This window comes from Nonomuraea sp. NPDC050404 (assembly GCF_040655495.1).
Taxonomy (GTDB): domain Bacteria; phylum Actinomycetota; class Actinomycetes; order Streptosporangiales; family Streptosporangiaceae; genus Nonomuraea.
Window position 1 is genome coordinate 851408 of the sequence record NZ_JBFAKB010000001.1, and the last position, 23110, is coordinate 874517.

The following is a 23110-nucleotide window of genomic DNA, read 5'->3' on the forward strand; positions in this document are numbered from 1 at the left end:
TGTGCAAAACGCCGAACTCACCCCCGCAGAACAGGCCGTCACCGCCGCGATCGCCCGTGGCCAGGACGTGGACCTGCGCTCGGGAGATCCCGCCCACGACTCCCCCGCCAACGCCGCCGCCTGGGACCCGGACCGCGGCATCAGGGCGGAGGTGCTGGCGGGACTGCTGCTCGGCGAGTACACCGGCCCCGGTGACAAACCCGCCCTGCGGCTGACCGGGGCACGGATCACCGGCGAGCTGCACCTGGCGTTCGGCGAGGTGGACCTGCCGGTCACGTTCAGCAGGTGCGCCTTCGACGAGACGCCCGACCTCTACCAGGCGCGTACCCGTTTCCTCAGCTTCACCGGCTCCAGCCTGCCGGGACTGGTCGGCTCGAACCTCCAGGTCGAGGGCGACCTGCGGCTGACCGGCTGCCATGTCACCGGGCAGCTGCGCCTGCGCAGCGCCAGGATCAGCAGCAACCTGTCGCTGAACGGCGCCCACCTGGAGCACCCGGACGGCCTCGCCGTCAACGCCGAGCACCTCGATGTCGGCAGCAACCTGATGGCCACGGACGGCTTCATCTGCGACGGCGGGATCGATCTCACCGCGGCCAGGATCGGCGCGGCCGTGAACTTCGACGGCGCCCGCCTGCGGGCTCCGGGCGGTTCGGCGTTCGGCGGCTCGAACATGATCGTCCAGGTCGGCCTCTTCGCGCGGCGGATGGAGGTGGACGGGGAGTTCAGCCTGCGCTTCGCGCGGGTCAGCGGCCCGCTCACGCTGCGCGGCTCGCGGCTGCGCAACCCCGGCCGGCTCGCGGTGCGCGGCGGCGGGCTGAACGCCGAGAGCGGCCTGTTCCTGTCGCTGATCGAGACCGAGGGCATCGTCTGGCTGGAGGCCGCCACCATCGGCCGCACGCTCAACCTGAACGGCGCGCGCCTGAACAACCCCGGTGACCTGGTGCTGGCGGGTGACGGCCTCGTCGTGGACGGCATGCTGCAGGCCCGTGAGGGGCTGACGGCCGAGGGCGAGATCAGCCTGATGGACGCCTCCGTGACCGGCGCCGTACGGTTCCACGGCGCCAGGCTGGTCAACCCCGGCGGCGCGGCGCTGTCGGCCAACGGCATCACGGTGGGCAAGGTGCTCAGCCTGTCCGAGGGTTTCTCCGCGCAGGGCCGGATCCGGCTGGCGAACGCGCGGATCGGCAGCCGGCTGAGCCTCTACGACGCCACGCTGGAGGCGCCCGGCGGCAAGGCGCTCAACTGCCGCCGGCTGGAGGCCCAGGAGCTGGGGCTGCGTACCGCCAAACCCATCGCGGGCACCGTCGATCTGCGGCACGCGCGCATCGGGGTGCTGCAGGACGACTCCGAGGTGTGGCCTGACCGGCTGCGCATGGACGGGCTGGCCTACGAGGTGCTCGATCCCATGTTGCCCGCCGCCGAACGGCTGGGCTGGCTGCGCCGCGACCCGGACGGCTACCTGCCCAACGCCTACGAGCAGCTCGCCGCGACCTACGGGCGGCTGGGCAGCGAGGCCGACGCCCGCGAGACGCTCCTGGCCGGTCAGCAGCAGCGCCGCACCACCCTGCCGTGGTACGCCAGGTTCTGGGGCCACCTCCAGGACGCGACCGTCGGCTACGGCTTCCGCCCGCTGCGCGCGGCCGGCTGGCTGCTGGCGCTGCTGGTGCTGGGCACGGTGGTGTTCGGGCTGGCCGAGCCGCCGCCGCTGAAGCGCGGCGAGTCGCCGGCGTTCAACGCGCTGGTCTACACGCTGGACCTGCTGCTGCCGATCATCGACTTCGGGCAGGAGAAGGCGTTCAATCCCGGCGGGGCGACGCAGTGGCTGGCCTACGGGCTGATCGTGTCGGGCTGGGTGCTGGCCACGACGATCGCCGCCGGCCTGACCCGCTCCCTGCGCCGCGCCTGACCCGAGCTGCCTGACCCGAGCTGCCTGACCCGAGCTGCCCGACCCGAGCTGCCCGACCCGAGCTGCCCGATCCGAGCTGCCCGATCCGGGGTTCAGGCGTTGACCGCGCGCAGGCCGCCGGGGTGGCGGCCGGTCAGGAGGTCCAGGGCGGTGGCCGTGGCGGTGTCGGCGGGCAGGTAGACGAGCAGGCGCTGCTCGCCCGCCGACAGGTCGAGCGTCTCCCTGGCCAGCCGCAGCTCCCCGGCCCGCGGGTGGACGACGCGCTGCACCGGGGCGATCCGCGGCGGCGTGGACGGCCCGCCCATGCGCCCGGTGAACGCCTCACCCGCCGCGAAGGACAGCGTGTCGATCAACTCGGTCGTGTACGGATCGTCGGGCCCCATGTCGTACTTGAGCGCAGCCGCCTGCTCGTCGGCCACCCTGTCCCAGTCCGGGAAGGCGACCCTGGCACGCGCGTCGGTGAAGACGTACCAGATCAGGGAGGGGTACTCCTCCTCCAGCAGCCCGACGGGGCCGAACAGCCGCTCGAACCCCGCGGTGCGGCAGAGGATCTCCCCGAGCCGGTTGAACAGCGCGGCGGGCGCGGGCTCAAGGCTGTCCAGCAGCGCCCGCACGGTCGGCCGTACCGTGCGGGAGGGCGCCAGCCCCGTGCCGGGGCACAGCGCGACGGCGCCGCTGGTCACCTTGGCCAGGAAGCGCAGGTGGACGCGCTCCTCGGGGGTCATGCGCAGGGCCTCGGCGAGCGACACGAGCACCTGCACCGACGGGTTGCGGTCGCGGCCCTGCTCCAGCCTGGTCAGGTATTCGACGCTCACTCCCGCCACGGTCGCCAGCTCGGACCTGCGCAGCCCCGGCGTGCGCCGCCGGCTGCCGTCCGGCAGCCCGACGTCGGCGGGCTTGAGTGCCTCTCGGCGGTCGCGCAGGTAGGCGCCCAGCTCGTTGTCGCTCACGTCACGGAGTCTACGGGCGCCCACGGCCGTTATCGTGTCCCTCCCAAGGCCAGTCTGAGCTCGGCCTTCCTCGTCGCGCGGCGGTTCGGGCAGGCTGGTGACCATGACGAACCCGAAATCGACGATGGTCACCGGGCGGGTGGTCTAGTGCGTTACCGTCTGCTGGGCCGTACCGGCCTGCGGGTCTCCGAGTTGTTCCTCGGCGCGATGACCTACAACGAGGCGTCGCCGGAGGTGCGCGGCATCTTCGACCTGTACGCCGAGTCCGGCGGCAACGTGGTGGACACGGCCTCGATGTACGGCGAGAGCGAGAACGTCGTCGGCGAACTGCTCCAGGGCCGCCGCGATCGTTTCGTGCTGGCCACCAAGTACACCCCGACCCGCGACCGCACCGACCTGAACGCGGCCGGCAACCACCGCAAGAACCTCGTCCTGTCGCTGGAGCAGAGCCTGCGGCGGCTGCGTACCGACTACATCGACCTGTTCTGGGTGCACGTCTGGGACCGGCACACCCCGATCGAGGAGACGATGCGGGCGCTGGACGACGTGGTCCGCTCGGGCAAGGTGTTGTACGTGGGCATCTCCGACGCGCCCGCGTGGGTGGTCAGCAGGGCCAACACGCTGGCCGAGTGGCGCGGCTGGACGCCGTTCGCGGGGCTGCAGGTGCCCTACAGCCTGCTGTGGCGCGACATCGAGCGGGAACTGCTGCCGATGGCGCGGGCCCAGGAGATCAGCGTGGCGGCCTGGGGTGTGCTCGCGCGGGGGGTGCTGTCGGGCAGGTACGCCGTGCCGGGGGCGAGCGCCTCCCGCGTGTCACCCGAGTCGATCAGCGAGCGGGACCGGGCGGGGGCCGCCGCCGTGATCGAGGTGGCCGGGGAACTGGGCGTCACGCCCTCGCAGGTCGCGCTCGCGTGGGCGCTGCGGCGCGGGGTGCTGCCGATCCTCGGTACGAGCAGCGCCGAGCAGCTCAAGGACAACCTGGGCGCCTCCGGGGTGGAGCTGCCCGATGAGGCGGTGCGGCGGCTGGAGGCGGCGGTGCCGTTCGAGCTGGGCTTCCCCGGCGACTTCGTCGGCGAGGCGGACCGCAGCCCGGACCTCTACGGCGACGCGCTCCCCCGCCTGTCCGGTCGCTAGAACTCGGGGCCCGGAGGGCTCAGCAGAGCCCGGTGGCCGTCTGCCAGAGTCCCGGCAGTGCCGCGAGGACCCGGTCCCCGCGGCGCCGCCGGTCGGCGAACGTCTCGGCGCCCAGGTCCGCCAGCAGCGCCCTTAGGCCGTCCTCGTACCCGCTCTCGCCGGCCGCCGCCCGCTTGGCCAGGCACCGCACGTACGTGACGACCAGCCAGAAGACCGCCTCCCTGTGCAGCCCGGCGGCGATCAGCTCGCGGGTGCCGTCTATGGCGGCCGGCCTGGCGACGGCGGAGACGTCGGAGTCGAACCGGTAGGACGGCACGCGCAGCGCGGCGGCCGCGTCGAACACCTTCTCCAGCTCCGCCAGGTGGTGCGCCACCCGCGCGGCGCCGAGGTCGGCGCAGCCCAGCAGGTCGAGCAGGCCCTCGTGGAAGTCGAGCCGGCCGTGCTCGGCGAGCAGGCCGCGCACGGCCGCGTACCGGCGGCGCACCGTGGGGTTGCGCAGCCCGGCCACCAGCAGCACGTGCGTGGTCACCCCTGTGCCGAACAACCAGGCGTTGACCTGCTCGGGCAGCGGCGCGGACTCGTCCATGCCGTTGATCCAGCCCCGCACGCGGTCCATGGCGTTGGTGCAGCGCGCCAGGATCCACGGCCGGGCGGCGAAGTCGCGCGCCACCACCCGTTGCAGCTCGCCCAGCCGCCCCGACGGGTCGGCCAGCACGCACGGCAGGTGGAAGCTGCCCGCCAGGTGGTAGTCGCTCAGCACCTCGTGGGAGGAGCCGGGCGCGGCCATGGAACCGACCTCCAGCAGCACCCCCTCGTACCGGAATTTGCCGATGTGAGGGAGGTCCGCCTCCGCGTTGGTGACGATCATGACGTCCACGTCGGAGGTGGGGGCCAGCTCGTCACCCGGGTCGGCCCACAGCGCCGACCCGGTCAGTACCGCGCCGCCGAAGCCGGGCAGCGCGCTGCCCTCCTCCCGCACCCACTGCCGAGCGACCTGTCTGGCCTGCTCAATCAGCATTCACTTCCTCCCGATCAGAGCCCCGGCGCGAACTCCTGAGCCAGACGGCCGCGCCCAGCACGACAAGCACCACCAGCCCGCCCCAGACCCAGCCGGGGACGCCGGTCGCCGCCGGCGTGGCGTCCGCCGCACCCGCGGTCGGCCCCGCAGCCGGCCCCGCGGACGGTGCCGTGGCTGTTGGGGCCGCCGGTGACGGCGTGGCCGCCGCGGATCCCTCACCGGTGGGCGAGGGCGAAGCCGATCCTTTCACGCTAAAGGGAATTTCGCCCTCAATCGGATGTCCGTCGGACGAAACGACACGCCAGGCGATCACGTACGAACCGGGCGTGAGCGGCTGGGGAACGTCGGCGAACACCTTGGGCCCGTCGGAGCGCGCCTTGCCGAGCTCGACCTCCTTGCCCGCCGCGTCGTGCAGCACGACGAACGGGAACTTGATGCTCGCGGTGTATTCGAGCTCGATCTCCTTCACCGAGGAGACCTCGGCGCCATTGGCGGGCGAACTGCTCTTGAGCTTGTCGTGGGCGTAGGCGGGCGCGGCGGGGACGGCCAGCGCGAGGGCGCAGGCGAGCACGACCGGTGCCGCCCTGCGGATGTGTCGCGGCAGGAATGCCATGATGGGGTCTCCAGAGATGATCTTCCGGACGACCGCGCCCGTGGCGCCGGACGTCCGGACACAGGCAAAGGGCGAACAAGGCGTCACAAACGCGTCGTCGCGGGCGGCCCTCGCCTGGTGATCGTGCCGGAGATGATCCTGCCCCGGCCCACGGGCGGCGGGCCGGCGGTGATCGGCCGCCGGATCGGTGGCGGCGCGCCCGCCGTCGCGCCGATGGGGACGAACAGCCGGATGGCCGGGCGCGGCGCGCCGTACAGGCGGATCATCAGCCACAACGCGCTCTCACCCCGGTGCAGCCACCACGCCGTCAGCGCCGCCACCGTGAGATGGACCAGCAACATCCCCGGCGCCGGGTGGGCGTGCGCGAGGCCGGCCCCCTCGCCGGGGGCCAGCCGTTCGAAAAGCTGGTGCAGGACGGTCTGGGTGCCCACGGTCGCGGCGAGCACCGCCGCGGGGCCGCGTTCGCGGCCGTCGATCAGGTACGCCAGCGCGAGCGCGGCCAGCACCGCCGCCAGGTAGACCCCGAACGGCACGAGCCCCCCGCCGGCCAGCGCGTGCCCGCCCGCCGACACGGCGCCGCAGACCGTCGCGAACACGACGGCCCGCGACAGGCGCAGCACCGCCGACGCCCGCATGGGCGCGGTGTGCCGGGCAGAGGACACGGCGCAGGACACAGCCGACATCTTTCCACAGAGTTCGTCGGCGTCCGGAGGTTCGGAACGCGTCTGTGAGGGCAGCGGATCCGGATGGACATCGTCACGAGCGCCGGACAGGACCTGGAGCGCACGGTCCGCCGGGAGCTTTCGGACGCGGGTTTCACCGTCGAGCCTTCGCTGATGTCCGCCGACGGCGGGCTCGGCGTGTGGCACGACCCCACGCGCGGGGTGGTCATCACCTGGGGCACCTCGGCCGACCACCTTGTCAGGCACGCGACCATCAGGGCCGCGGTCCAACTGGCGCTGCGGACGATCCTGGCCGACGCCGGCCATCAGATACGGGAGGACTTCAACGGGCGGGAGCTGGTCGTCACGTCTTGACGGCGCGCAGCGGACGGCCCGCCTCGTGCAGGTGGCGCAGCGCCTGTCCCCATGACTCCAGCAGGCCGCACTCGACGTAGTCGACGCCGAGCGAGGCGCAGTAGTCGCGCACGATGGGCTGTGCCCTGCGCAGGTTCGCGGAGGGCATGCTGGGGAACAGGTGGTGCTCGATCTGGTAGTTCAGGCCGCCGAGCGCGGTGTTGACGACGTGCCCGCCGCGTACGTTGCGTGAGGTCAGGACCTGGCGGCGGAGGAAGTCCAGCTCGTCCTCGGCGGTGAGCACGGGCATGCCCTTGTGGTTGGGCGCGAAGGTGCAGCCCAGGTAGATGCCGTAGCACGCCTGGTGCACGGCCAGGAACAGCAGCGCCTTGGGCAGCGGCAGCACCAGGAACACCACCCCCAGGTAGGCCAGCACGTGCGCGCTCAGCAGCAGCCCCTCGGTCCCCCGGTTCTTGAGCGTCTTCCTGCGCAGCGCGCGGAAGCTGGACACCTTGAGGTTGATCCCTTCGAGCGTGAGCAGGGGGAAGAACAGGAACGCCTGGTAGCGGCCGATGAACCGGGGCAGCCCCCGGCTGGCCTCGGCCTGCTTCTGCGACCAGATCAGGACGTCGGGCGCCACGTCGGGGTCGTGGTCCTCGTGGTTGGGGTTGGCGTGGTGACGGGTGTGCTTGTCCATCCACCAGCCGTAGCTGAGCCCGACCGCCAGGTTGCCGACGATCAGCCCGGCGGTCCTGCTGGTGCGCCGGGACCGGAAGATCTGTCCGTGCGCCAGGTCGTGGGCCAGCAGGGTGACCTGCGCGAACGCCACCGCCAGCAGCACCGCGACGGGGAGTTGCCACCAGGAGTCGCCCACTGCGGCGAACACCGCCCAGGTCCCCGCGAAGAAGGCGGCCACCAGGCCGATCCTCACCGCGTAGTAGCCAGGCCGCCGGTCGAGCAGGCCCTCCTGGGCGATGCGCCGCGACAGCTTCGCGAAGTCGCTCCCCCGCTCCTTCGCGGGCGGGCTGGGAGTTTCTGTCACTGTCACGTTTCGTCTCCGATGCCGAGAAGAGATTGATCTGTCCTCAGGATCGCCAGAGACGGTGTACGGGCGGACCCCCGCTGTCACCCGTTGTGTTGGTAGTGCCCGCCCTACCATGCCGGGGGCGCCCCCGCCGCCTGGGATCGGGCCGGCCCATGGCACTCAGCGTGGCACTGGACGACGACTCTCACCTGGTGGGAATGGCGGGCGGCGGGGGTGCCGGCTCAGGCCGGCTGCAGGGCGGGCAGCGGTTCCGGTGCGGCCGCCACGCCGTGGACGTGCAACTCCGGGCGGAAGGCCGCCAGGTACGCCTCCCGGTCGCGGAAGGTCGCGGCCAGGGCGTCGCCGTAGTCGATGAGCTGGCGGTGCGCGTGCCTGCGGGGTTCGTAGCGGGCCTGGAGGAGCCGGTCGAGCAGTTCGGGATCGCCGGCGGCGGCGCAGATGACGTCGGCCAGGATCTCGGCGTCGTACAGCGTGTAGCTCATGCCCATGCCCGTCATCGGGTGGCAGGCGAACGCGGCCGAGCCGAGCAGCGCGGCGTTGCCCCTGTGGTAGGACTCCACCCGCAGCGAGGAGACCTTGATGCGCTGCCAGGTGGCGGGCTGCAGGGAGTTGAAGGCGTCGGAGCTGTCGGTGACGAACTTCTTGAGCTCGTCCAGCAGCGCCGGGATGCCGTCCTGGAAGATCTCCTTATCGTCCTCGGGGGGCAGGCCGACGAACACGCGGGCCTGGTCCCTGTCGATCGGGTAGAGGTAGGTGAGCCAGCCCTCGGAGCTGAAGTAGAGCCTGTTGAGCCGGGCGACGCTGGCACTCAGCGGCACGGTGGCCACCCGCATGAGCAGCCGCTCGTACGGCATCGTGCGCTGCTCGATGCCCAGTGCCTGGCGCACGGCCGACTTGGTGCCGTCCGCGCCGATCACGACCCCGGCCCGTAACCTGCGCCCGTCCGCCAGCATCAGCTCTTCCACCTGCTGTCCCACCGGGCCCTCGCCAACCGCGATGTCGGCGATGCTGGCGTCGAACCAGAACTCGACGCCCTCCATCGCACAGGAGGTGTAGATGAGCTCGACCAGTTCCCGGTAGGGACGGATGAGGAAGCCGCCGTCGGGGAAACGGCACTCCTGGATGGGGTCGCCATCATGGTAGTAGCGGATGATGTCACGTCGCAGGCCATGGCGTCCGACGAGGTCGGCCAGCCCGTGCCTGGCGAGCACCCGCAGCCCCGGGGGCTTGAGGAAGTCCGCGCCCGCGCTCGGGATCGACGGTCCCTGCTCGATGACGACGACGTTCTGGCCGCGGCGCCCCAGCAGGAGAGCCAGGAAGCAGCCGCCGAGTCCGGCGCCGACGATGGCCACGTCGCACGATGAGGTTGCCATGACGAGAGCCCTTTCGAATGGTTGAACTAGTTCGTATGCCCGCGGATTCCGGCGAGCGGGCCGGGTTCGGCCGCCCTCGGCCGCGGGACGTGGTTGTCGGCGAGGGGAGTGCGGGTCTCGACTGGCAGCAGCGCGTCGGCCTCCGCCGCGACAGTGGCGAGGGTCGTGCGCAGTTCGATCAGCAACCTGCGAGGCACTTTGATCATGACGTCACCCGGGTCCGGTCGCAGCCGGGTGATCTTGGTCAGGGCCAGTGCGCCGATCAGCACCGAGATCGCCACACAGGTGGCGAGCGCGCCCGCCAGACCGGCGAAGGGGCCGGTCATGAACGGGTGGTCGATCACGACGGACACCACGGCGATCCCCACGGCGCCGCCGACCATGCGGGCCATGGTGGCCGCGCCGACGGCGGAGGCGTACTGGTGGGGGCGGGCGGCCAGGGTGGTGGCGACGGAGGTGCCGGGCGCGAGCGCGCCGACCCCGATGCCTACCACGACGCTGGCGACCAGGCCCCACACGGTGGGACCCGCCTGCGTCAGCACGAGCACGCAGGCGCCGCCGCAGAGCAGCGAGCCGGTGTAGATGAGGCCGTACGCGCCGATCCGTTGGACGACCTTTCCGGCCAGGAAGGCCGTCACGACGACGGCGACCGAGGTGGGGGTCAGCCACATGGCCACTTCGAGCATGGGGTAGCCGAGGTGCAGCAGGTAGAGCGGCTGCACGGTGAGCAGCCCGTACGACAGCGCGCCGAACCCCCAGGTGGCCAGCCACCCCCAGACGAACCGGGGCCGCCGCCACAGGGCCAGGTCGATCGCCGGCAGGCGATGGTGCCTGGCCTGCGCGAGCGCGCCGCCGATCAGGGCCAGCGCGGCCAGCGCCAGCCACACCACGTCCATGCCCCAGGCCATGGCCTTGGAGATGGCCAGGACCACCACGGCGATCCCGGCCGCCAGCAGCCAGGCGCCGAGGATGTCCGGCATGCCCCTGGCGCCGGAGCGCCTGCCCTTCGGGAGCGCGAAGCACGCGATCAGCAGGGCGACGCCGATGACGACGTCCGGCACGAACAGCGCCCGCCAGCCGACGGTGGCGGCCAGCCAGCCGCCGCCCGCCTGCATGAGCAGGCAGCCCAGGCCGGAGGCGGAGCTCCACAGCGCGATCGCGCCGCGGCGCTGCGACTCCGGCAGCTCCCCGAGCAGCAGCCCGAGACTGGCCGGGATCATCGCCGCGGCCCCGGCGCCCTGGACGGCCCTTGCGGCCAGCACGTACGACCAGGGCTCCACGGCGACGGTGGCGATGCCGCCCAGCACGAACACCACGAGCCCGACCGCCAGCACACGGCGGCGGCCGAACAGGTCGGCCCAGCGGCCCGCCGTCGCCAGCAGCGCCGCGATGGGGATGAAGGCCGCGCTGGTCAGCCAGACCAGGTCACCCAGCGGCATGGCGGCGCCGGCGGGCGTGTAACGCAGCACTCCCACTGCCAGGGTGGTGGCCGTGGTGTCGGCCATCACCGTCAACATGACCCCGGCGCCGACCAGGCGCAGCATGACCGCGTGACGCCGGTTCACACTGGTCGGTCCGGTCGCACTGACGGCCGCTGGTGACGAACGCACGTGTCCTCCCATATAGGCGTCGCTTCTTCTCCGCCGCGGGCACGTCTCCGGCTGTGCGGGCGGCGGAGCCGGACGTTCTCAGGCGCCGTACCGGCCGGGCGAGATCAGCCCGTCCGGGTCGAGCGCCGTCTTGAGCCTGTGCAACATGCCGAGGCCGGCGGTACTGGTCTCGGACCAGACGTCGGCGGCGGCGTGGTCGATGTCGGAGCGGTAGATGGCGCAGCCGTTCCCGCGCAGCAGGCAGTTGCCGTCGTTGCGGAGCTGGTGCGCGCGGTGGGGGGCGCCGGGCGCGCGGCGGTCGAAGAAGATCTGGATGACGCCGTTGGCCATGTGCCTGCCGACGAGGTTCCACTCCATCATGAGTGCGGTGCCGTATCGGTCCACGGCCGTCTGCAGGGCGGCCAGGATGTGCTCGGTCCTGCGCGCGTGCATGGGCATCAGCGGCAGGAGCGCCAGGAAGCCCATCGCGCCCTCGTCGATCTGGTCGCACGAGGTCACGCCGAGCGCGTTGTGCACCCCACGGCAGGTGGGGATGCCCTGCGCCATGAGCGCCCTGGGGTAGAGCGGGTCCTCGGGGCTCACCTCCGAGGCGTCAACCACGCGCACCGCCTCGGCCCCCTCGACCTCGATCAGCGCCTTGCGCAGCAGTTCCTCGGCCAGCTCCACGGTGGCGTCGCTGCCCATGAGGGGGCCGAGGATGGTGAACAGGCCGGGGTCGACACCGGCCGGCAGCGTCCAGTCTCCGCCGCCGGCGACGGCGCCGGCCCCTGCGCCCGTCCCCTCGATCGCCCCCCAGTCGTTCCCCTCCGTGGGGACGAGCGACAGCTCACGTACGCGCAGCAGGCCCTCGGCCGGGTTGCCCCTGCGCAGGAACGCGGTGAGCGCGCCGAGCGCCACGCCGATCTGGTCGCGCTGGAGCCGGCCGTGCACCAGGGCGACGGTCTGCGGGCGCGGCACCAGCGCCACGGCCATGGCGGTGATGACGCCCAGGTTGTGCTGGACGAACGCGGGAGTCAAGTCGGGCCCGGCGACCCGGCCGTGATAGCGCCCCGCCGGGTCCAGCCCGCCGGTGGTGACCACGCTGCCGTCGGCCAGCACGGCCTCCAGCCCCGCCACGTCGTGCACGCGCGAGCGGATGCAGCCGTCACCTCGGTCGAGCCCGTTGCCGACGACGGAGGTGTCGGCACAAGAGGCGGTGACGTTGAGCATCCACGGCGTGTCGCGCAGCAGCGCGGCGAGTTGCCGCTGGGTGACCCCGGGTTCGATGACCGCGTAGCCGGCCTCCAGGTCGAGGCTGCGCACCCGGTTCATGCCGCTGAGGTCCACGACCAGGTTGTCGTCGCTGACCGGTACGGCCGAGCCCATGCCCCAGTTCCTGCCGGTGCTGATCGGGTACAGGCGGGCCCCGGTGGCCATGGCCTGGCGGACGAGCGCCCGTACCTCGTCGAGGCCGCGTGGCGTTTCGACGCCCGCCACGGTGCGCGGCTGGTGGCCCCCCACATCACGCGACCTCAGCTCCAGTCGCGATGGTCCCTGCATGACTCTCCTCAAAGGTGCGGATCGCGCTTCCGGCTCCCGGGGTCGGGGCCGCTGGGGGCACACCTCAGGCGGTGTGCGTGAGAAGGTCGTCGATGGAGCCGATGGCCTGGTTGGACATCTCCCTGATGTCGAGCAGCCGCTGCTCGACGTGCGTGTCGGGGGGCGGCGTGGGGTCGATGAGGTCGAGCGTGTCGCGCAGCCCGTACGGATGACGCCGTACGGCATGGGCGGCGGCGTCACCGTGCTCGCGCCTGGAGCGGGCGGGAAGATGCGGGGGGGTTCGCATGACGGGAGCTCTCCTACCGGACTCGTGTGTGGTTTTCCGGGCGACCGCTCGCCGTTGAGCGGCTTGTCGTCAGCGCGCGCCCTCCTCGAGGTCGGCGTTGACGACTCGTGGAGCGGCGGCCCCGGGGGTGGCCCTGGGCACGCCGTGGTTGATGACGCTCGCGGCGATACGGCGCTCGGCCAGCCCCATGTGGGGACGGCCGGCGCCGGCGGAGCCCGGCCGTGCGCCGGCCGAGCCTCTGATCATGGAACTGGCGTGCACCCAGCGGCGGGTCTCCAGCAGCACCTCACGCTGCGCGCGGGCCAGGTCCGCGTGCCGCGCGTAGTGCTCGCAGACGGCCCGCGCCAGCACCCGCGCCATGACGAGATGCTCTCTGCAGGCGCCCGCCACCTTCGCCTCCAGGCCGGTGACCTGGGCGAGGAGCAGTTGCAGGTGCGGCAGGCCCGAGCTGCGCTCGAACCCGTCGAGCTCGGCCAGCCGCAGCGGCCAGCGCAGCCGACGCTCGATCGCGGCGCACACGCCGTCCACGAGCGGCGCGGCCGGCCGGTCGTCCGGGTCGCCGCCGTCGAGTTGCACGGCCCGCTGCGCCGTCGGCTCGAAGTCGGTGAGCCTGCGCAGCCCGCTCTGCAGCAGGCGTACCCGGTTGTGCAGGCACGCCGCGCTCCAGCCCAGTACCAGCAGGCGGTCGGCGTCGGCCTCACAGTGCCAGCCGACCAGCGCGACCTCGCGGGCCATCCGGTGGTGCAGCACCCATGACTCCTGCCCGGCCACCGGCTGCGGGGTGTCGATCCACACCTGCAGCCCGCCGGGGGGCAGTTCGGCGACGCCGACCTCGATGCCTTCCGGCGCGACCCTGGTGCAGATGCGCCGTACGACGCGTTGCTGGGCGGCGGTCTCCGGCGCCATGGGCGCCGGGCCGGGAAGCACTCGCAGCGGGGCCACTCTCGCCCGCGGCTCGATGCTCATCTTGGGCCACCTCCTGACCCGTACGGCCGTCCTGGCCGACGTAAATTGACACTTAATAGTGCCGCCCCGATCGTCGTCAGACTGGGCATTTCTGTCAACTGTCACTTAACGCCTACAGGTTGACTCCCCCGCGCCCCCCGGGGTGGCCCGCGTGAACCCGCGACTTCCCGCAGGTGAATGCCGTGTTACGGCAGGCGGATGATCTAAAGTCCGGTAGGTGCGGCAGATCGTGGACGACAGCCGAGGAGCGAGCCCTTGCCGGTGACCAGAGCCGTGGTCGTGGCCATGTCGGTTGCCGCGGGACTGCCCGCGCACCCCGGCCCGGCGCAGGCCGGAGGCGGTTACTGCGTGCTACCTGATCACTCCCCCGAGTCCGGGGGTAACCTGATCGATACTGCTTCCTTCCTAGACTGGATTCATCCGAATCCGCCGCCGGAGGAGCGGGAGCCGACGGCCACGCAGCGGCTCGACTTCGCCGGGTTCCCGAACGTGTCGGCCCTCGACGTGACCGGCCCCGGCGGCGCCCCCGCGCAGAAGGTGATCGCCACCTACACCACCAACGTGGACAGGGTCGTCTCACTCAACAGCGACGCGGCGGTCTCGGACGACGGCGGGCGCACCTTCGGCCCCGCCTCCCCCACCCCACTGCGCGAGTCGCCGATCGAGCTGCACGACGGCCGGTTCTTCGCCACCGAGTACTACCCGGACAGGACCGGGCCGCACACCGCGGTGCTGGGCGTGCTGACCTCCTCGGCGCTGGACGGCGAGAGCTGGCTGCGCTCCGAGGCCACCCTGTCCACGCCCGACGGCGACCTGCTGCCCGGCGGGGCCGCGCACGGGGCTCCGGTCCAGCTCGCCGACGGGACAATCCTCATCACGCTGTACGCGCGTTACGCCCGTACCGGGACCTACCAGGCCGAGGTGTACGCCAGCCGCGACGGCGGCCGCAGATTCGAACGCCGCGGTGTGATCGCCGAGCCCGAGCCGGGGTTCGCCTACACCGAGGCGGCGATCGAGCAGGCGGTGGACGGCAGCCTGGTGGCCGTGCTGCGGCGCGACGGCGGGCCGTACGCGACGCTGCGCCAGAGCCGCTCCCTCGACGGCGGCCGCACCTGGTCGCCGGTGCGCGAGTTGCGCTTCGCCGGCATGGACTGCGTGGCGCGCGGCGTCGCGCCGCGGTTGTTGCTGATGCCCGGCGGCGTGCTCGTGCTGAGCGCGGGCCGCCCGGACAACTGGCTCGCGGTCTCCCCCGACGGGCTGGGCGAGGAGTGGCTGCAGCCGCAGGTGACCTATCACAACCGCGACGGCGTCTGGGACACGCACGGCTCCTCCGGCTACACCGGCCTGGCCGCCGTCGGGACGCACCGGCTGATCCAGGTGTTCGACAACTGCAAGCTGGCGGGAGTGCGCCCGGACGGGCACCTCGACGAGACCGCGTGCCCGGCGCACGGGCTCTTCGAGCACGGCGGCTGGTACGCGATCAAGCGCCTGCTGTTCGACGTCCGCACGCCCGGCACCCGGCTGGACCTGGCCGGCCTGCGCAAACGCGGCGACCTGCGGATCTCCACCACGATGCGGTGGTCGAGCCGCGAACGGCCCAGAACGCGCCCCCGTGGCGCCCTGGACGGCGGCACCGGCTACTGGTCGAGCGCCGTGGCCAAGGGGCGGGGCCAATACGTGCTTAGCCTGCACAAGCCGTACCCGCTGCGCCGGATCGGCCTCAGCCTGCGCCCCGGGCGTCCGGCCGGCGCCCGCGTGTACGTCTCCATGGACGGCCGTTCCTGGGGCGAGCCGGTCGTCACGATCAAGAACAGGACCGACCACGCGCTGCGCTACGACGAGATCGGCCGCACCGCCCGGCACGTCAAGATCGTCACCAGTCCCACGACGGACTGCGACCGGGAGATAGGCCGGACGTGCAGCATGCTGAACGAGGTCGAGCTCTACTCCTGAGCGTCGAGCCCTACTCCTGAGCGTCGAGCCCTACTCCTGAGCGTCAAGCTCTACTCCTGAGCGTCGAGTTCGACTCCTGAGCAGAGGACACGCGCCCGCGGGGGCCCTTCCCGGCCCCCGCGCGACGCTGTCGCCCTACGCGCCGCGGCTGTGCGCCGCTCCGCAGGTGGCCGTCACCGCTCCGGCGGGAGGTCCTCACCACGGTCGAAGCGCGCGTTCTCGTCCCTGGTCATCCCCTCCTCGTCGATCTCCAGCCGTTCCCTGCGGACCTGGCCCTCGACCGTCTCCTCGTGCTGGACGTCCTGCTTGTGGATGTGGATGCGCTCGACCGGCTTGGTCTCCTTGCCGACCACCGCGCGCTCCTCGTGCAGGATCATCTGCCGCTCGTCCTCGCCGATCTCCACCCCGGCCATCTCGCCGTCGCGGATGGGCTCGCGCTCGATCACGACCTCCTCGTGCGAGAGCGGGACCTTCTGGGTGACGTTCTCGGTCTCGACGTACTTGTGCAGGCGTACGCGCCCGGTCTCCCTGCTCTCCTTTCCGATGTGGAGTTGCTCCTCCGACCTGGTGATGTCGATGTCGCGGTCGTCGGCGAGGTCCCCGCGCATGTCGCCGGCCAGGCCGGCCCGCTGCCCCTCCCCGGTGATCGGCCCCCGCGTACGGGTCTCGCCGCCGCGCTGGCGCGGGATGTCGGCGGGCTGCATCCCGTAGTAGCGGTAGAGGTCGGCCTCCTCGTTCAGCGAGAGCCGGCCGTCCACGTCGATGTTGGGCGCGCCCCTGATCATCTCCTTGTCGAAGGGGACCCTGATCTCCTCGCCCGAACGGCGGGCGTTCATCAGCGGCACGAAGGTCTGCTTCATCCCGAAGAATCCCGTGCGTACGGTGACCCATTCCGGTTCACCCGTACCGTCGTTGAGGTAGACCTGCCCCACCTTTCCGATGGATTGCCCGTCCGCCCCCACCACATGGCAGTCGAGTAGGTTACGGATCTCTGTTTGCATAGCCACGACGATCCCCCTATGCGTTCGTCCTGGTTCAAAAAGGACAAATACCCCATATCGCCATAAAGCCACACAAGGGGAGGGCACGTTTGCCCCTAGTTCGTGGAACGACTCTCGGGATCCGCGCCCTTTTCCCGGATGTCCGCGGACGGTTTCCGGCACTCCTCCCCGCAGGCGGACTGCCACAGCCACCACAGGCGGGCGGAGGCGGGATGCAGCGCGGGATCGCTGTTGCGGAAGGGGTCGAAGGACAGCTCACGGCCGGGCAGCGGGGTGTGGGCACGCAGCCTGGCCAGGTAGCGGGCGCCCGCCCACAGGTGGAACAGCAGCGGGCCGCGCCCGAGGGTGGCCGGCAGCAGGGCCGGGTCGGCGGGCACCCGTTCACCCTCGGGCCTGGCCACGAGGCGGTGCCGGCGCGGGCCGCACTGGTAGGAGGCCAGGGTGGAGTACGGGCCCGCGGTGAAGGCCCGCCTTGGCACGGGCAGGGCGGCGTACCCCGTGAACATCACCAGGTCCACACCGGTGGGCAGGCGCACGGCCAGCGTGAGCACGCCGGGCAGGATCGGCCCCCTGGACAGGCGCAGGAGCACCTCATGCGTGCCACGCTCGCCGAGCAGCGCCGACTCCACGGTGATCGTGCCCTGGATGAGCAGTCCGCGCGAGCCCGCCACCCCGGCGCGCACCAGCGGCGCCACGATCCGCCCCAGAGACGGCACGGCCCACTTCTTGGACGGCACGGCGCGCTTTCCGGACGACATGGCGCGCTTTCCGGACGACATGGCGCGCCCGTCGGGCGGCATGGCGTGCTCCCCGGACGGGACGGCGCTCTCCCCGGGCGGCACGGCGCTCTCCCCGGGCGGCACGGCGCTCTCCCCGGGCGGGACGGCGTGCCCGTCGGGCGGCATGGCGTGCTCTCCGGGCGGGACGGCGTGCTCTCCGGACGGCAACGGCTCCGGCCTCAGTCGCCCTGGGCCTTGCGGATGGCCGACAGGTGCCCCTCCAGGGCCGGCAGCGCGGTCTTGGCCAGCTCCTTCGTGGCCGGTGCCGAGCCGCCGGAGATCTCCGCCTTGGTGGCCGCCACCGCCTCCGTGTGCGCCTTGACCATGCCCGACAGGAAGTCCTGGTCGAATTCCTTGCCCGAGGACTCCCGCAGCCGCCGCACCACGGCCCGCTGGTCAGCGTTCGGTGAGGTGGGCAACTGGATGCCGAGTTGCTCGGCGGTCCGGGTGACCTTGTGGCCGAGCTTGGTGTGGTCGTTGAGCAGCATCTCGCCGAGGGACTTGATCTGGTCGGTGGTGCCCTTGCGCATCGCCATCCGGCCCGCCTGGATCTCGGCCAGGTTGCCGCCGTGGCTGTCTCGCAGCCAGCTCCGGTCCTGCTCGGACGGCTGCGCGTCGGTCTGCACGGCCACCGCCGCGTCGTTCGGCGCCGTACCACCGGCGCAACCCGGGAGGGCCGCCAGGGCCACGGCGGCCAGGGACAGGGTGAGACGAGTGCGCATGAGACTTCCTATGACATGGTGACACTTTTCAGTTACAGAGAGTAACTTTTCTGAGGATGGCGGCCCAGCATTCGGGATATCCGGGCGCGTCCCGGCCGACGACCGGCTCAGGAATCCGGAAACAACCATCCGGTTGTCCTGAAAGGGCGTCCGTCACGCCGCACGCTGCGGCCCAGGCACCGGCAAAGGCCCCACACGTCGCGGCCCAGGTGCCCGGCAGGGCCGCCGTCACCCCCCACGTTGCGGCTCGGGTGCCCGGCGAGGGCGGTTCAGCTGTTCTGGACGGGGCCGCGATAGCCGGGCGGCGGGGTGTCGTTCGCCTGGGTATCCACCTGAGCGCCCGTGAGGAACGCGCGCAGCACCTCCAGGTGCGCGTTGTCGCGGCCGAGGGCGGTGGTGGCGCCGCCGACATAGGCGAGCCCGGCGTCCGGCAGCGCCCGCCGGTAGCCGACGGCCTCCGACCAGCTCTGCGTGTCGCAGGCGCCCTTGACGACCAGCACGGGCACGGCCACCCGGGTCAGCTCGGCCCGCAACGACGCGGAGACGACCCGCTCGGTCAGGGCGGCATACCCGCCATAGCCGCCCGCCTCAGCGTCCGCGCCCGCTCCGCCGGAACCGTCCGGCCCGGTGCCCGGCCCATGAGTGCCGGAACCGTCCGGCCCGGCACCCGGCCCAAGAGTGCCGGAAGCGCCCGGCCCGTTGTCCGCCCTTGCGCCGCCCGAACCACCGAGGGGGGCCCGGCAGGGGGCCGGTGGGCGGCGGAGTGCGCGGGTCAGGTGGGCGTCCAGTTCGCGATCGCCCGCGAAGGCGTGCGCGATCACCGGGTCCACCTCCAGCAGCGTGGAGACGGCGAGCGTACGGGGGGCGGGCAGCCCGTCGGGGCCCACCAGGACCGCGGAGGCGACGGGCCGGTTCGCCGCGCGGCCCGGAGAGAGCCCGGCCGGGGAGAGCAGGACCGCCCTGGCGACCCGGTCCGGGTGCTCCGCCAGGTACGCCGCCGCGAGTTGCGCCCCGTGCCCCCTGGCGACGAGGTTCAGCCGCTCGGCCCGTACCGCCAGCCGGATCGCCTCCAGGTCGGCCACGTCCCGGTCCAGGCCGTACCCCCGTGGATCGGCCAGCCGCGCCGACCGGCCCGCCCCGAGCTGGTCGTAGACGTAGACAGGGAAACCGGCGGACGCCAGCCGCCCGTAGAACGCCGAGTCCCCCTCCAGGTCGGCCACGCCGGGACCGCCGTGCAGGAACACCACCGGATCCGGCCGCGTGACCCGCTTCGGCGCGACCCGTACGTACGCCAGCCGCGACCCCGTGGACAGCCGCCACTCCCGCTGCCCGGCCACCTTCGCGGGCCCGTCCGGCGGCGGCGCGGGATCCAGCGTGGCCGCCGAGACGTGCCAGACGACCGCGGCCTCCACCCCCAGCACGACCGCCGCCCGTAACCAGCGCCCCCACGCCACCCCCGGCCTGGGCACGCACAGCAGCAGCCCGAGGAAGAACACCGACGCGAACACCGACAGGCCCGCCACCGCGAACGCCGTCGGCTCGGGCACCACCGTCGCCGTCCCGGCCAGCGCGGCCAGTCCCGCGACCGGCGACAGGGCCAGCACCCCGGCGCCCGTCACCACCCGCCCGGCCAGCCCGGCCAAAGAAGCCACGAAAGGGACGTTAGTGCACACCCACCGCCGGGCTCAGGGAATCGAGCGACCCAGCCGCATGCGAATGCGGTCGCCACGCCTGACGGACTCGCGTACCGTCCACACGCGCTCGTCGATGACCGTGCCCCGGGCCGTCATGTAGCCGCCCATCCTGAGCACCGGCCGACCCGCGGAGTCGCTGAGCAACTGCGCGCGTGACTCGGAGTCGTCGCCGAACAACACGAGGAAGTCGTGGGCGTCCGCGGGGGCGTCGAGGATCAGACCGGGATAGAGGTGGGAGTAGGGGACCTCGATTACATGCTCAGTCACGCGTCACCGTCTACCCAGATCTCACGCTTTCAGCTGAAGCCGACCCCGGGATAGCGCTTTCCACCGGTATGAGGTGAAATGACAGCATCATTTCTACAGGCTGGAGTAGCACTGTGCCACTGTTCGACCTGCCGCTGGAGCAACTGCGCGCCTACCTGCCCGACCGCGACGAGCCGGCGGACTTCGACGCGTTCTGGTCCGCCACCCTGGCCGAGGCCCGCACGTTCGACCTTGCGGCCGAGTACGTCCCGTACGACCTGCCCCTCGCCGGCGTGGACGTGTACGACGTGTCGTTCGCCGGTTGGGGCGGGCACCGCATCAACGGCTGGTTCCTGCTGCCGCGCGGCGCGGACGGCCCGGTGCCCTGCGTGGTGCACTACATCGGCTACAGCGGCGGTCGCGGGTTCCCCAAGGACCACCTGCTGTGGCCGGCGGCGGGCTACGCCGTGTTCGTCATGGAGACGCGCGGCCACGGCGGCGCGAACGTGAACAGCCCCGGCGTCACCGGCGACCCGCACGGCAGCGCGGGGGCGCAGGCGCCCGGCATGATGACGCGCGGCATCCTCGACCCGGCCGACTACTACTACCGGCGCGTGTTCACCGACGCCGTCAGGGCGGTGGACGCGGCGGCCACGCACCCGGCGGTGGACGCGGGGCGCGTCGTGGTCTCGGGCGGCAGCCAGGGCGGCGCCATCGCGCAGGCCGCGGCGGCTCTGCACCAGGGGGTCAAGGCGGCGCTGATCGACGTGCCGTTCCTGTCGCACTTCCGGCGGGCCGTCGAGATCACCGGGCGGGATCCGTACCAGGAGCTGGTCCGTTTCCTCGCCACCCGGCGCGACGCCGCCGAGCAGGTGTTCCGCACGCTGTCCTACTTCGACGGGATGAACTTCGCGGCCCGTGCCACCGTGCCCGCGCTGTACTCGGTGGCGCTGATGGACGACGTCTGCCCGCCGTCCACGGTCTTCGCCGCCCACAACCACTGGCAGGGTCCCAAGGAGATCACCGTGTGGCCCTGGAACAACCACGAGGGCGGTGGCGGCTACCAGTCAGAAGAGCAGGTGCGCTACCTGCACAAACTTCTCTCGCAAGGGTGACCGGCCCGCCGTGCCGCCGCCACGGAAGGGCGGCGGTGGCACGGCGGGGCCGACTCAAGCGGTCTGCTCGGTCACCAGGAAGGACACGCTTCCCTGGTCATCGGCTCCGGCGTCCAGGGACTTGTCCTCCAGCACGGTCGCGGCCACAGGATCCAGGTAGACCCGGGCCCCTTCGGCCTCGACCACCGCGTCCGCCGGTTCGGGGGCGGTGGCCAAGGTCAGGGTCAGCGAGCTGGCGCCCTCTCCCTGGGACGAGATGCGAATCCCGCTCTGGGAAGGCTCGGGCGCGCCGGCGGTCAGGTCACGGATCGCCTGGGCAGCGTTGGCTGTCAGGGTGAGCACTACGGCTCCTCCTCACGGTCGACGTTCAGGAGTTGCCTGCCCTTCCCTCGACTGAGGGCCTCAACCCTTCTTGACTCTTTCTTTACCAACAATTCCCGAAGATCCCGTACGGGATCCGCGCCCGTGGACAATGGCCCCATGGACCTCGCGGCGCGGAGACAGACCATGGTGGCGCAGCTCAGAGCCGCCCAGCACGTCAGCGACCGGGTGGCTGAGGCGATGCTCGCGGTCCCCCGCCACCTCTTCGTGCCCGGCGTCAAACCGGAGGACGCCTATCGCGACGAGCCCATCGTCACCAAGCTCGACGCCGGCGGCCGGCCGATCAGCTCCTCCTCACAGCCGGCCATCATGGCGACCATGCTCGACCAGCTGGACGTGCGGCCGGGGCACCGGGTGCTGGAGATCGGCGCGGGAACCGGCTACAACGCGGCGCTGCTGGCGCATCTGACCGGCCCTGACGGCCGGGTGGTGAGCCTGGACATCGACGAGGACACGGTGGCGCAGGCCAGGGATCACCTGTCGGCGGCCGGGCGGCCGGAGGTCGTGGTGGCCTGCGCGGACGGCGCCGGCGGCTTTCCCGGCCTGGCCCCGTACGACCGGGTGATCGCCACGGTCGGCGTGTGGGACCTGGCGCCCGCCTGGCTGGCCCAGCTGCGGCGGGGCGGACGGCTGGTGGTGCCGCTCGATCTGCGCGGCGTACAGGTCTCCGTGGCCATGGAACGCGCCGAGGAGTCGTCTGAGGAGCTTCTGGAGCCCGGCGGGCGGCTCGGGGGCGGCGGACGCTGGGTCAGCCGGTCCGTGGCCCCGTGCGGCTTCATGCGGATGCGAGGACCGTTCGCGGGAACGGAGACCTCCGTCCTGGTACGGCGGGAGCCCGAGGTGCTGCTGGCGCTGCCCGAGCCGCGCGACATCGGCGACCTCGCCACGGCGCTGGACACGACGCCCGTCGAGATCACGGTCAGGGCGGCGGAGCAGGCGCCGCCGTTCGTGGTCGGCATGGGTGTGGCGTTGTGGCTGGCGCTGCACGAACCCCGCTGGTGCGCCGTGAGCGGCGGCGTCGGCGGCGGGTTCGCCGCCGGCCTGGTCGAGTACGGCGCCATCGCCCTGCTCGCGGTGGACGGCTCCGTGGTGGCGCGCGGCCACGGGGACGGCGGGGCGCGGCTGGCGGCGGAGCTGGCCGCGCACGTCAACGCGTGGTACGAGGCGGGCCGCCCGCAGACGGCCGACCTGCGCATCGAGGCGTCGGCCCCACCCCGCACCGGCCACGGCGGGCCGGTCGTCATCGAGAAGCGTCACACCACCCTCGCGCTGAGCTTCAGTCCACCGTCCACGCGCCGTCACGGATGAGGACCCGCCCGGCCAGCTCGTTCGACTCCCGCCACGCCTGCAGGCGATCCGGCGCGCACCGGAAGTAGTGGTAAGGCGCACTCTCCTCGCGAGGATCGAAGCCGGTCTTCCTGGCGAACGCGTCACCCACCTCGGCCGGAATCTCATCGGCGGGCGTGCCCCGCACGCTGCCCTCGATGAGCACCACGTCGCGCACCAGCCCGACCGCCACCCGCGCCCTGCCGTTGGCCAGCAGGTTGCGCGCCGTCGGGCTGGCGCTGGCCGTGCCGAAGAGCAGGGTGGCGCCGTCCCACAGGAACGACAGCGGCACCATGTAGGGCTCCCCACCGGCGCCGGCCGTGGCCACCCAGGCGTCCACGTCGTGCTCCAGCCGGTGCAGCGTGTCCCGCTTGCGCTGCCCGGGAGTGCGGGGGGTCGGTTGCGGCGTCATGTCTCAGCCCTCTCCGTCACACGTC

Annotated in this window: 23 protein-coding genes; 6 read left to right on the forward strand and 17 right to left on the reverse strand. The window is 72.3% G+C overall.

Translation table 11 applies throughout. From position 1 onward, the window contains the following. The first annotated feature begins 1 nt into the window (after position 1). The gene (locus AB0I81_RS03745) at positions 2 to 1906 is read left to right on the forward strand and encodes a hypothetical protein (protein ID WP_360649305.1); all 1905 of its coding nucleotides are present in this window, start codon (positions 2 to 4) and stop codon (positions 1904 to 1906) included. Positions 1907 to 1998: 92 nt separating this feature from the next. Here the strand turns inward: AB0I81_RS03745 and AB0I81_RS03750 are convergent, their stop codons facing one another. Then, positions 1999 to 2856 (reverse strand): helix-turn-helix transcriptional regulator, encoded by an 858-nt coding sequence (locus AB0I81_RS03750; protein ID WP_360649308.1) that lies wholly within the window; start codon positions 2854 to 2856, stop codon positions 1999 to 2001. Positions 2857 to 3003: 147 nt separating this feature from the next. Here AB0I81_RS03750 and AB0I81_RS03755 point away from each other — a divergent pair, with 147 nt between their 5' ends. Next, entirely contained in the window at positions 3004 to 3990 is a 987-nt protein-coding gene (locus tag AB0I81_RS03755; protein WP_360649311.1) for an aldo/keto reductase, read from the forward strand. Between the two features lie 19 nt (positions 3991 to 4009). On the opposite strand, the gene AB0I81_RS03760 is transcribed toward AB0I81_RS03755, so the two are convergent. The 3 genes from AB0I81_RS03760 to AB0I81_RS03770 form a co-directional block, all read right to left on the reverse strand. After that, positions 4010 to 5008: a hypothetical protein gene (locus AB0I81_RS03760; RefSeq protein ID WP_360649314.1), complete on the reverse strand. Its 999-nt coding sequence runs from the start codon at positions 5006 to 5008 to the stop codon at positions 4010 to 4012. After that, the gene (locus tag AB0I81_RS03765; RefSeq protein ID WP_360649317.1) at positions 4998 to 5621 is read right to left on the reverse strand and encodes a copper resistance protein CopC; all 624 of its coding nucleotides are present in this window, start codon (positions 5619 to 5621) and stop codon (positions 4998 to 5000) included. The genes AB0I81_RS03760 and AB0I81_RS03765 overlap by 11 nt, the downstream gene beginning before the upstream one ends. Positions 5622 to 5704: 83 nt before the next feature. Continuing rightward, positions 5705 to 6295, reverse strand: a complete 591-nt coding sequence (locus AB0I81_RS03770) for a hypothetical protein (protein ID WP_360649320.1) — start codon at positions 6293 to 6295, stop codon at positions 5705 to 5707. 72 nt (positions 6296 to 6367) lie between these two features. Between AB0I81_RS03770 and AB0I81_RS03775 the strand changes: the two genes are divergently transcribed. Next, complete coding sequence (locus AB0I81_RS03775; RefSeq protein ID WP_360649323.1) at positions 6368 to 6658, forward strand: hypothetical protein; 291 nt, start codon at positions 6368 to 6370, stop codon at positions 6656 to 6658. Here the strand turns inward: AB0I81_RS03775 and AB0I81_RS03780 are convergent. From AB0I81_RS03780 to AB0I81_RS03805, 6 genes are all read right to left on the reverse strand, one after another. Further along, positions 6648 to 7685, reverse strand: a complete 1038-nt coding sequence (locus AB0I81_RS03780) for an acyl-CoA desaturase (protein WP_360649326.1) — start codon at positions 7683 to 7685, stop codon at positions 6648 to 6650. The two genes, AB0I81_RS03775 and AB0I81_RS03780, sit on opposite strands and share 11 nt — an antisense overlap. 218 nt (positions 7686 to 7903) lie before the next feature. After that, a complete protein-coding gene (locus tag AB0I81_RS03785; RefSeq protein WP_360649329.1) occupies positions 7904 to 9055 on the reverse strand; it encodes an FAD-dependent monooxygenase in 1152 nt (383 codons plus the stop codon). A gap of 26 nt (positions 9056 to 9081) precedes the next feature. Continuing rightward, a complete protein-coding gene (locus tag AB0I81_RS03790; protein ID WP_360649332.1) occupies positions 9082 to 10620 on the reverse strand; it encodes an MFS transporter in 1539 nt (512 codons plus the stop codon). A 123-nt stretch (positions 10621 to 10743) separates the two neighbouring features. Continuing rightward, positions 10744 to 12204, reverse strand: a complete 1461-nt coding sequence (locus tag AB0I81_RS03795; RefSeq protein ID WP_360649335.1) for an FAD-binding oxidoreductase — start codon at positions 12202 to 12204, stop codon at positions 10744 to 10746. Between the two features lie 64 nt (positions 12205 to 12268). After that, positions 12269 to 12490 carry a hypothetical protein gene (locus AB0I81_RS03800; protein WP_360649339.1) on the reverse strand — a complete coding sequence of 74 codons (222 nt, stop codon included), beginning with the start codon at positions 12488 to 12490 and terminating at the stop codon, positions 12269 to 12271. Positions 12491 to 12559: 69 nt separating this feature from the next. After that, positions 12560 to 13456, reverse strand: coding sequence for a hypothetical protein (locus AB0I81_RS03805; protein ID WP_360649342.1), 897 nt, complete (start codon positions 13454 to 13456; stop codon positions 12560 to 12562). A 261-nt stretch (positions 13457 to 13717) separates the two neighbouring features. Here AB0I81_RS03805 and AB0I81_RS03810 point away from each other — a divergent pair, with 261 nt between their 5' ends. Beyond that, complete coding sequence (locus AB0I81_RS03810) at positions 13718 to 15409, forward strand: exo-alpha-sialidase (RefSeq protein ID WP_360650185.1); 1692 nt, start codon at positions 13718 to 13720, stop codon at positions 15407 to 15409. 173 nt (positions 15410 to 15582) lie between these two features. Here the strand turns inward: AB0I81_RS03810 and AB0I81_RS03815 are convergent, their stop codons facing one another. From AB0I81_RS03815 to AB0I81_RS03835, 5 genes are all read right to left on the reverse strand, one after another. Beyond that, on the reverse strand, positions 15583 to 16410 hold the full coding sequence (locus tag AB0I81_RS03815) for a PRC and DUF2382 domain-containing protein (RefSeq protein ID WP_360649345.1): 828 nt from the start codon (positions 16408 to 16410) through the stop codon (positions 15583 to 15585). Positions 16411 to 16505: 95 nt separating this feature from the next. Then, positions 16506 to 17357: a hypothetical protein gene (locus AB0I81_RS03820; protein ID WP_360649348.1), complete on the reverse strand. Its 852-nt coding sequence runs from the start codon at positions 17355 to 17357 to the stop codon at positions 16506 to 16508. Between the two features lie 11 nt (positions 17358 to 17368). Continuing rightward, complete coding sequence (locus AB0I81_RS03825) at positions 17369 to 17911, reverse strand: DUF4142 domain-containing protein (protein ID WP_360649351.1); 543 nt, start codon at positions 17909 to 17911, stop codon at positions 17369 to 17371. Positions 17912 to 18180: 269 nt separating this feature from the next. Beyond that, positions 18181 to 19563 (reverse strand): alpha/beta fold hydrolase, encoded by a 1383-nt coding sequence (locus tag AB0I81_RS03830; RefSeq protein WP_360649355.1) that lies wholly within the window; start codon positions 19561 to 19563, stop codon positions 18181 to 18183. A gap of 33 nt (positions 19564 to 19596) precedes the next feature. Further along, positions 19597 to 19872 carry a hypothetical protein gene (locus AB0I81_RS03835; RefSeq protein WP_360649358.1) on the reverse strand — a complete coding sequence of 92 codons (276 nt, stop codon included), beginning with the start codon at positions 19870 to 19872 and terminating at the stop codon, positions 19597 to 19599. Between the two features lie 113 nt (positions 19873 to 19985). On the opposite strand from AB0I81_RS03835, the gene AB0I81_RS03840 reads away from it, so the two are divergent. Beyond that, on the forward strand, positions 19986 to 20966 hold the full coding sequence (locus AB0I81_RS03840) for an acetylxylan esterase (protein WP_360649361.1): 981 nt from the start codon (positions 19986 to 19988) through the stop codon (positions 20964 to 20966). 54 nt (positions 20967 to 21020) lie between these two features. Here the strand turns inward: AB0I81_RS03840 and AB0I81_RS03845 are convergent, their stop codons facing one another. Then, a complete protein-coding gene (locus tag AB0I81_RS03845; protein WP_360649364.1) occupies positions 21021 to 21308 on the reverse strand; it encodes a Fe-S cluster assembly protein HesB in 288 nt (95 codons plus the stop codon). Positions 21309 to 21446: 138 nt separating this feature from the next. Here AB0I81_RS03845 and AB0I81_RS03850 point away from each other — a divergent pair, with 138 nt between their 5' ends. Beyond that, the gene (locus AB0I81_RS03850; RefSeq protein ID WP_360649367.1) at positions 21447 to 22655 is read left to right on the forward strand and encodes a methyltransferase domain-containing protein; all 1209 of its coding nucleotides are present in this window, start codon (positions 21447 to 21449) and stop codon (positions 22653 to 22655) included. Here the strand turns inward: AB0I81_RS03850 and AB0I81_RS03855 are convergent. Further along, positions 22624 to 23085 (reverse strand): pyridoxamine 5'-phosphate oxidase family protein, encoded by a 462-nt coding sequence (locus AB0I81_RS03855; RefSeq protein ID WP_360649370.1) that lies wholly within the window; start codon positions 23083 to 23085, stop codon positions 22624 to 22626. The two genes, AB0I81_RS03850 and AB0I81_RS03855, sit on opposite strands and share 32 nt — an antisense overlap. Positions 23086 to 23110 lie beyond the last annotated feature (25 nt).

Excerpts from the sequence above, each read along its gene's own strand:
- AB0I81_RS03760 (WP_360649314.1), bottom strand. The coding sequence starts at position 5,008 with ATGCTGATTGAGCAGGCCAGACAGGTCGCTCGGCAGTGGGTGCGGGAG.
- AB0I81_RS03765 (WP_360649317.1), bottom strand. The coding sequence starts at position 5,621 with ATGGCATTCCTGCCGCGACACATCCGCAGGGCGGCACCGGTCGTGCTC.
- AB0I81_RS03775 (WP_360649323.1), top strand. The coding sequence starts at position 6,368 with ATGGACATCGTCACGAGCGCCGGACAGGACCTGGAGCGCACGGTCCGC.
- AB0I81_RS03785 (WP_360649329.1), bottom strand. The coding sequence starts at position 9,055 with ATGGCAACCTCATCGTGCGACGTGGCCATCGTCGGCGCCGGACTCGGC.
- AB0I81_RS03795 (WP_360649335.1), bottom strand. The coding sequence starts at position 12,204 with ATGCAGGGACCATCGCGACTGGAGCTGAGGTCGCGTGATGTGGGGGGC.
- AB0I81_RS03800 (WP_360649339.1), bottom strand. The coding sequence starts at position 12,490 with ATGCGAACCCCCCCGCATCTTCCCGCCCGCTCCAGGCGCGAGCACGGT.
- AB0I81_RS03805 (WP_360649342.1), bottom strand. The coding sequence starts at position 13,456 with ATGAGCATCGAGCCGCGGGCGAGAGTGGCCCCGCTGCGAGTGCTTCCC.
- AB0I81_RS03815 (WP_360649345.1), bottom strand. The coding sequence starts at position 16,410 with ATGCAAACAGAGATCCGTAACCTACTCGACTGCCATGTGGTGGGGGCG.
- AB0I81_RS03825 (WP_360649351.1), bottom strand. The coding sequence starts at position 17,911 with ATGCGCACTCGTCTCACCCTGTCCCTGGCCGCCGTGGCCCTGGCGGCC.
- AB0I81_RS03850 (WP_360649367.1), top strand. The coding sequence starts at position 21,447 with ATGGACCTCGCGGCGCGGAGACAGACCATGGTGGCGCAGCTCAGAGCC.
- AB0I81_RS03855 (WP_360649370.1), bottom strand. The coding sequence starts at position 23,085 with ATGACGCCGCAACCGACCCCCCGCACTCCCGGGCAGCGCAAGCGGGAC.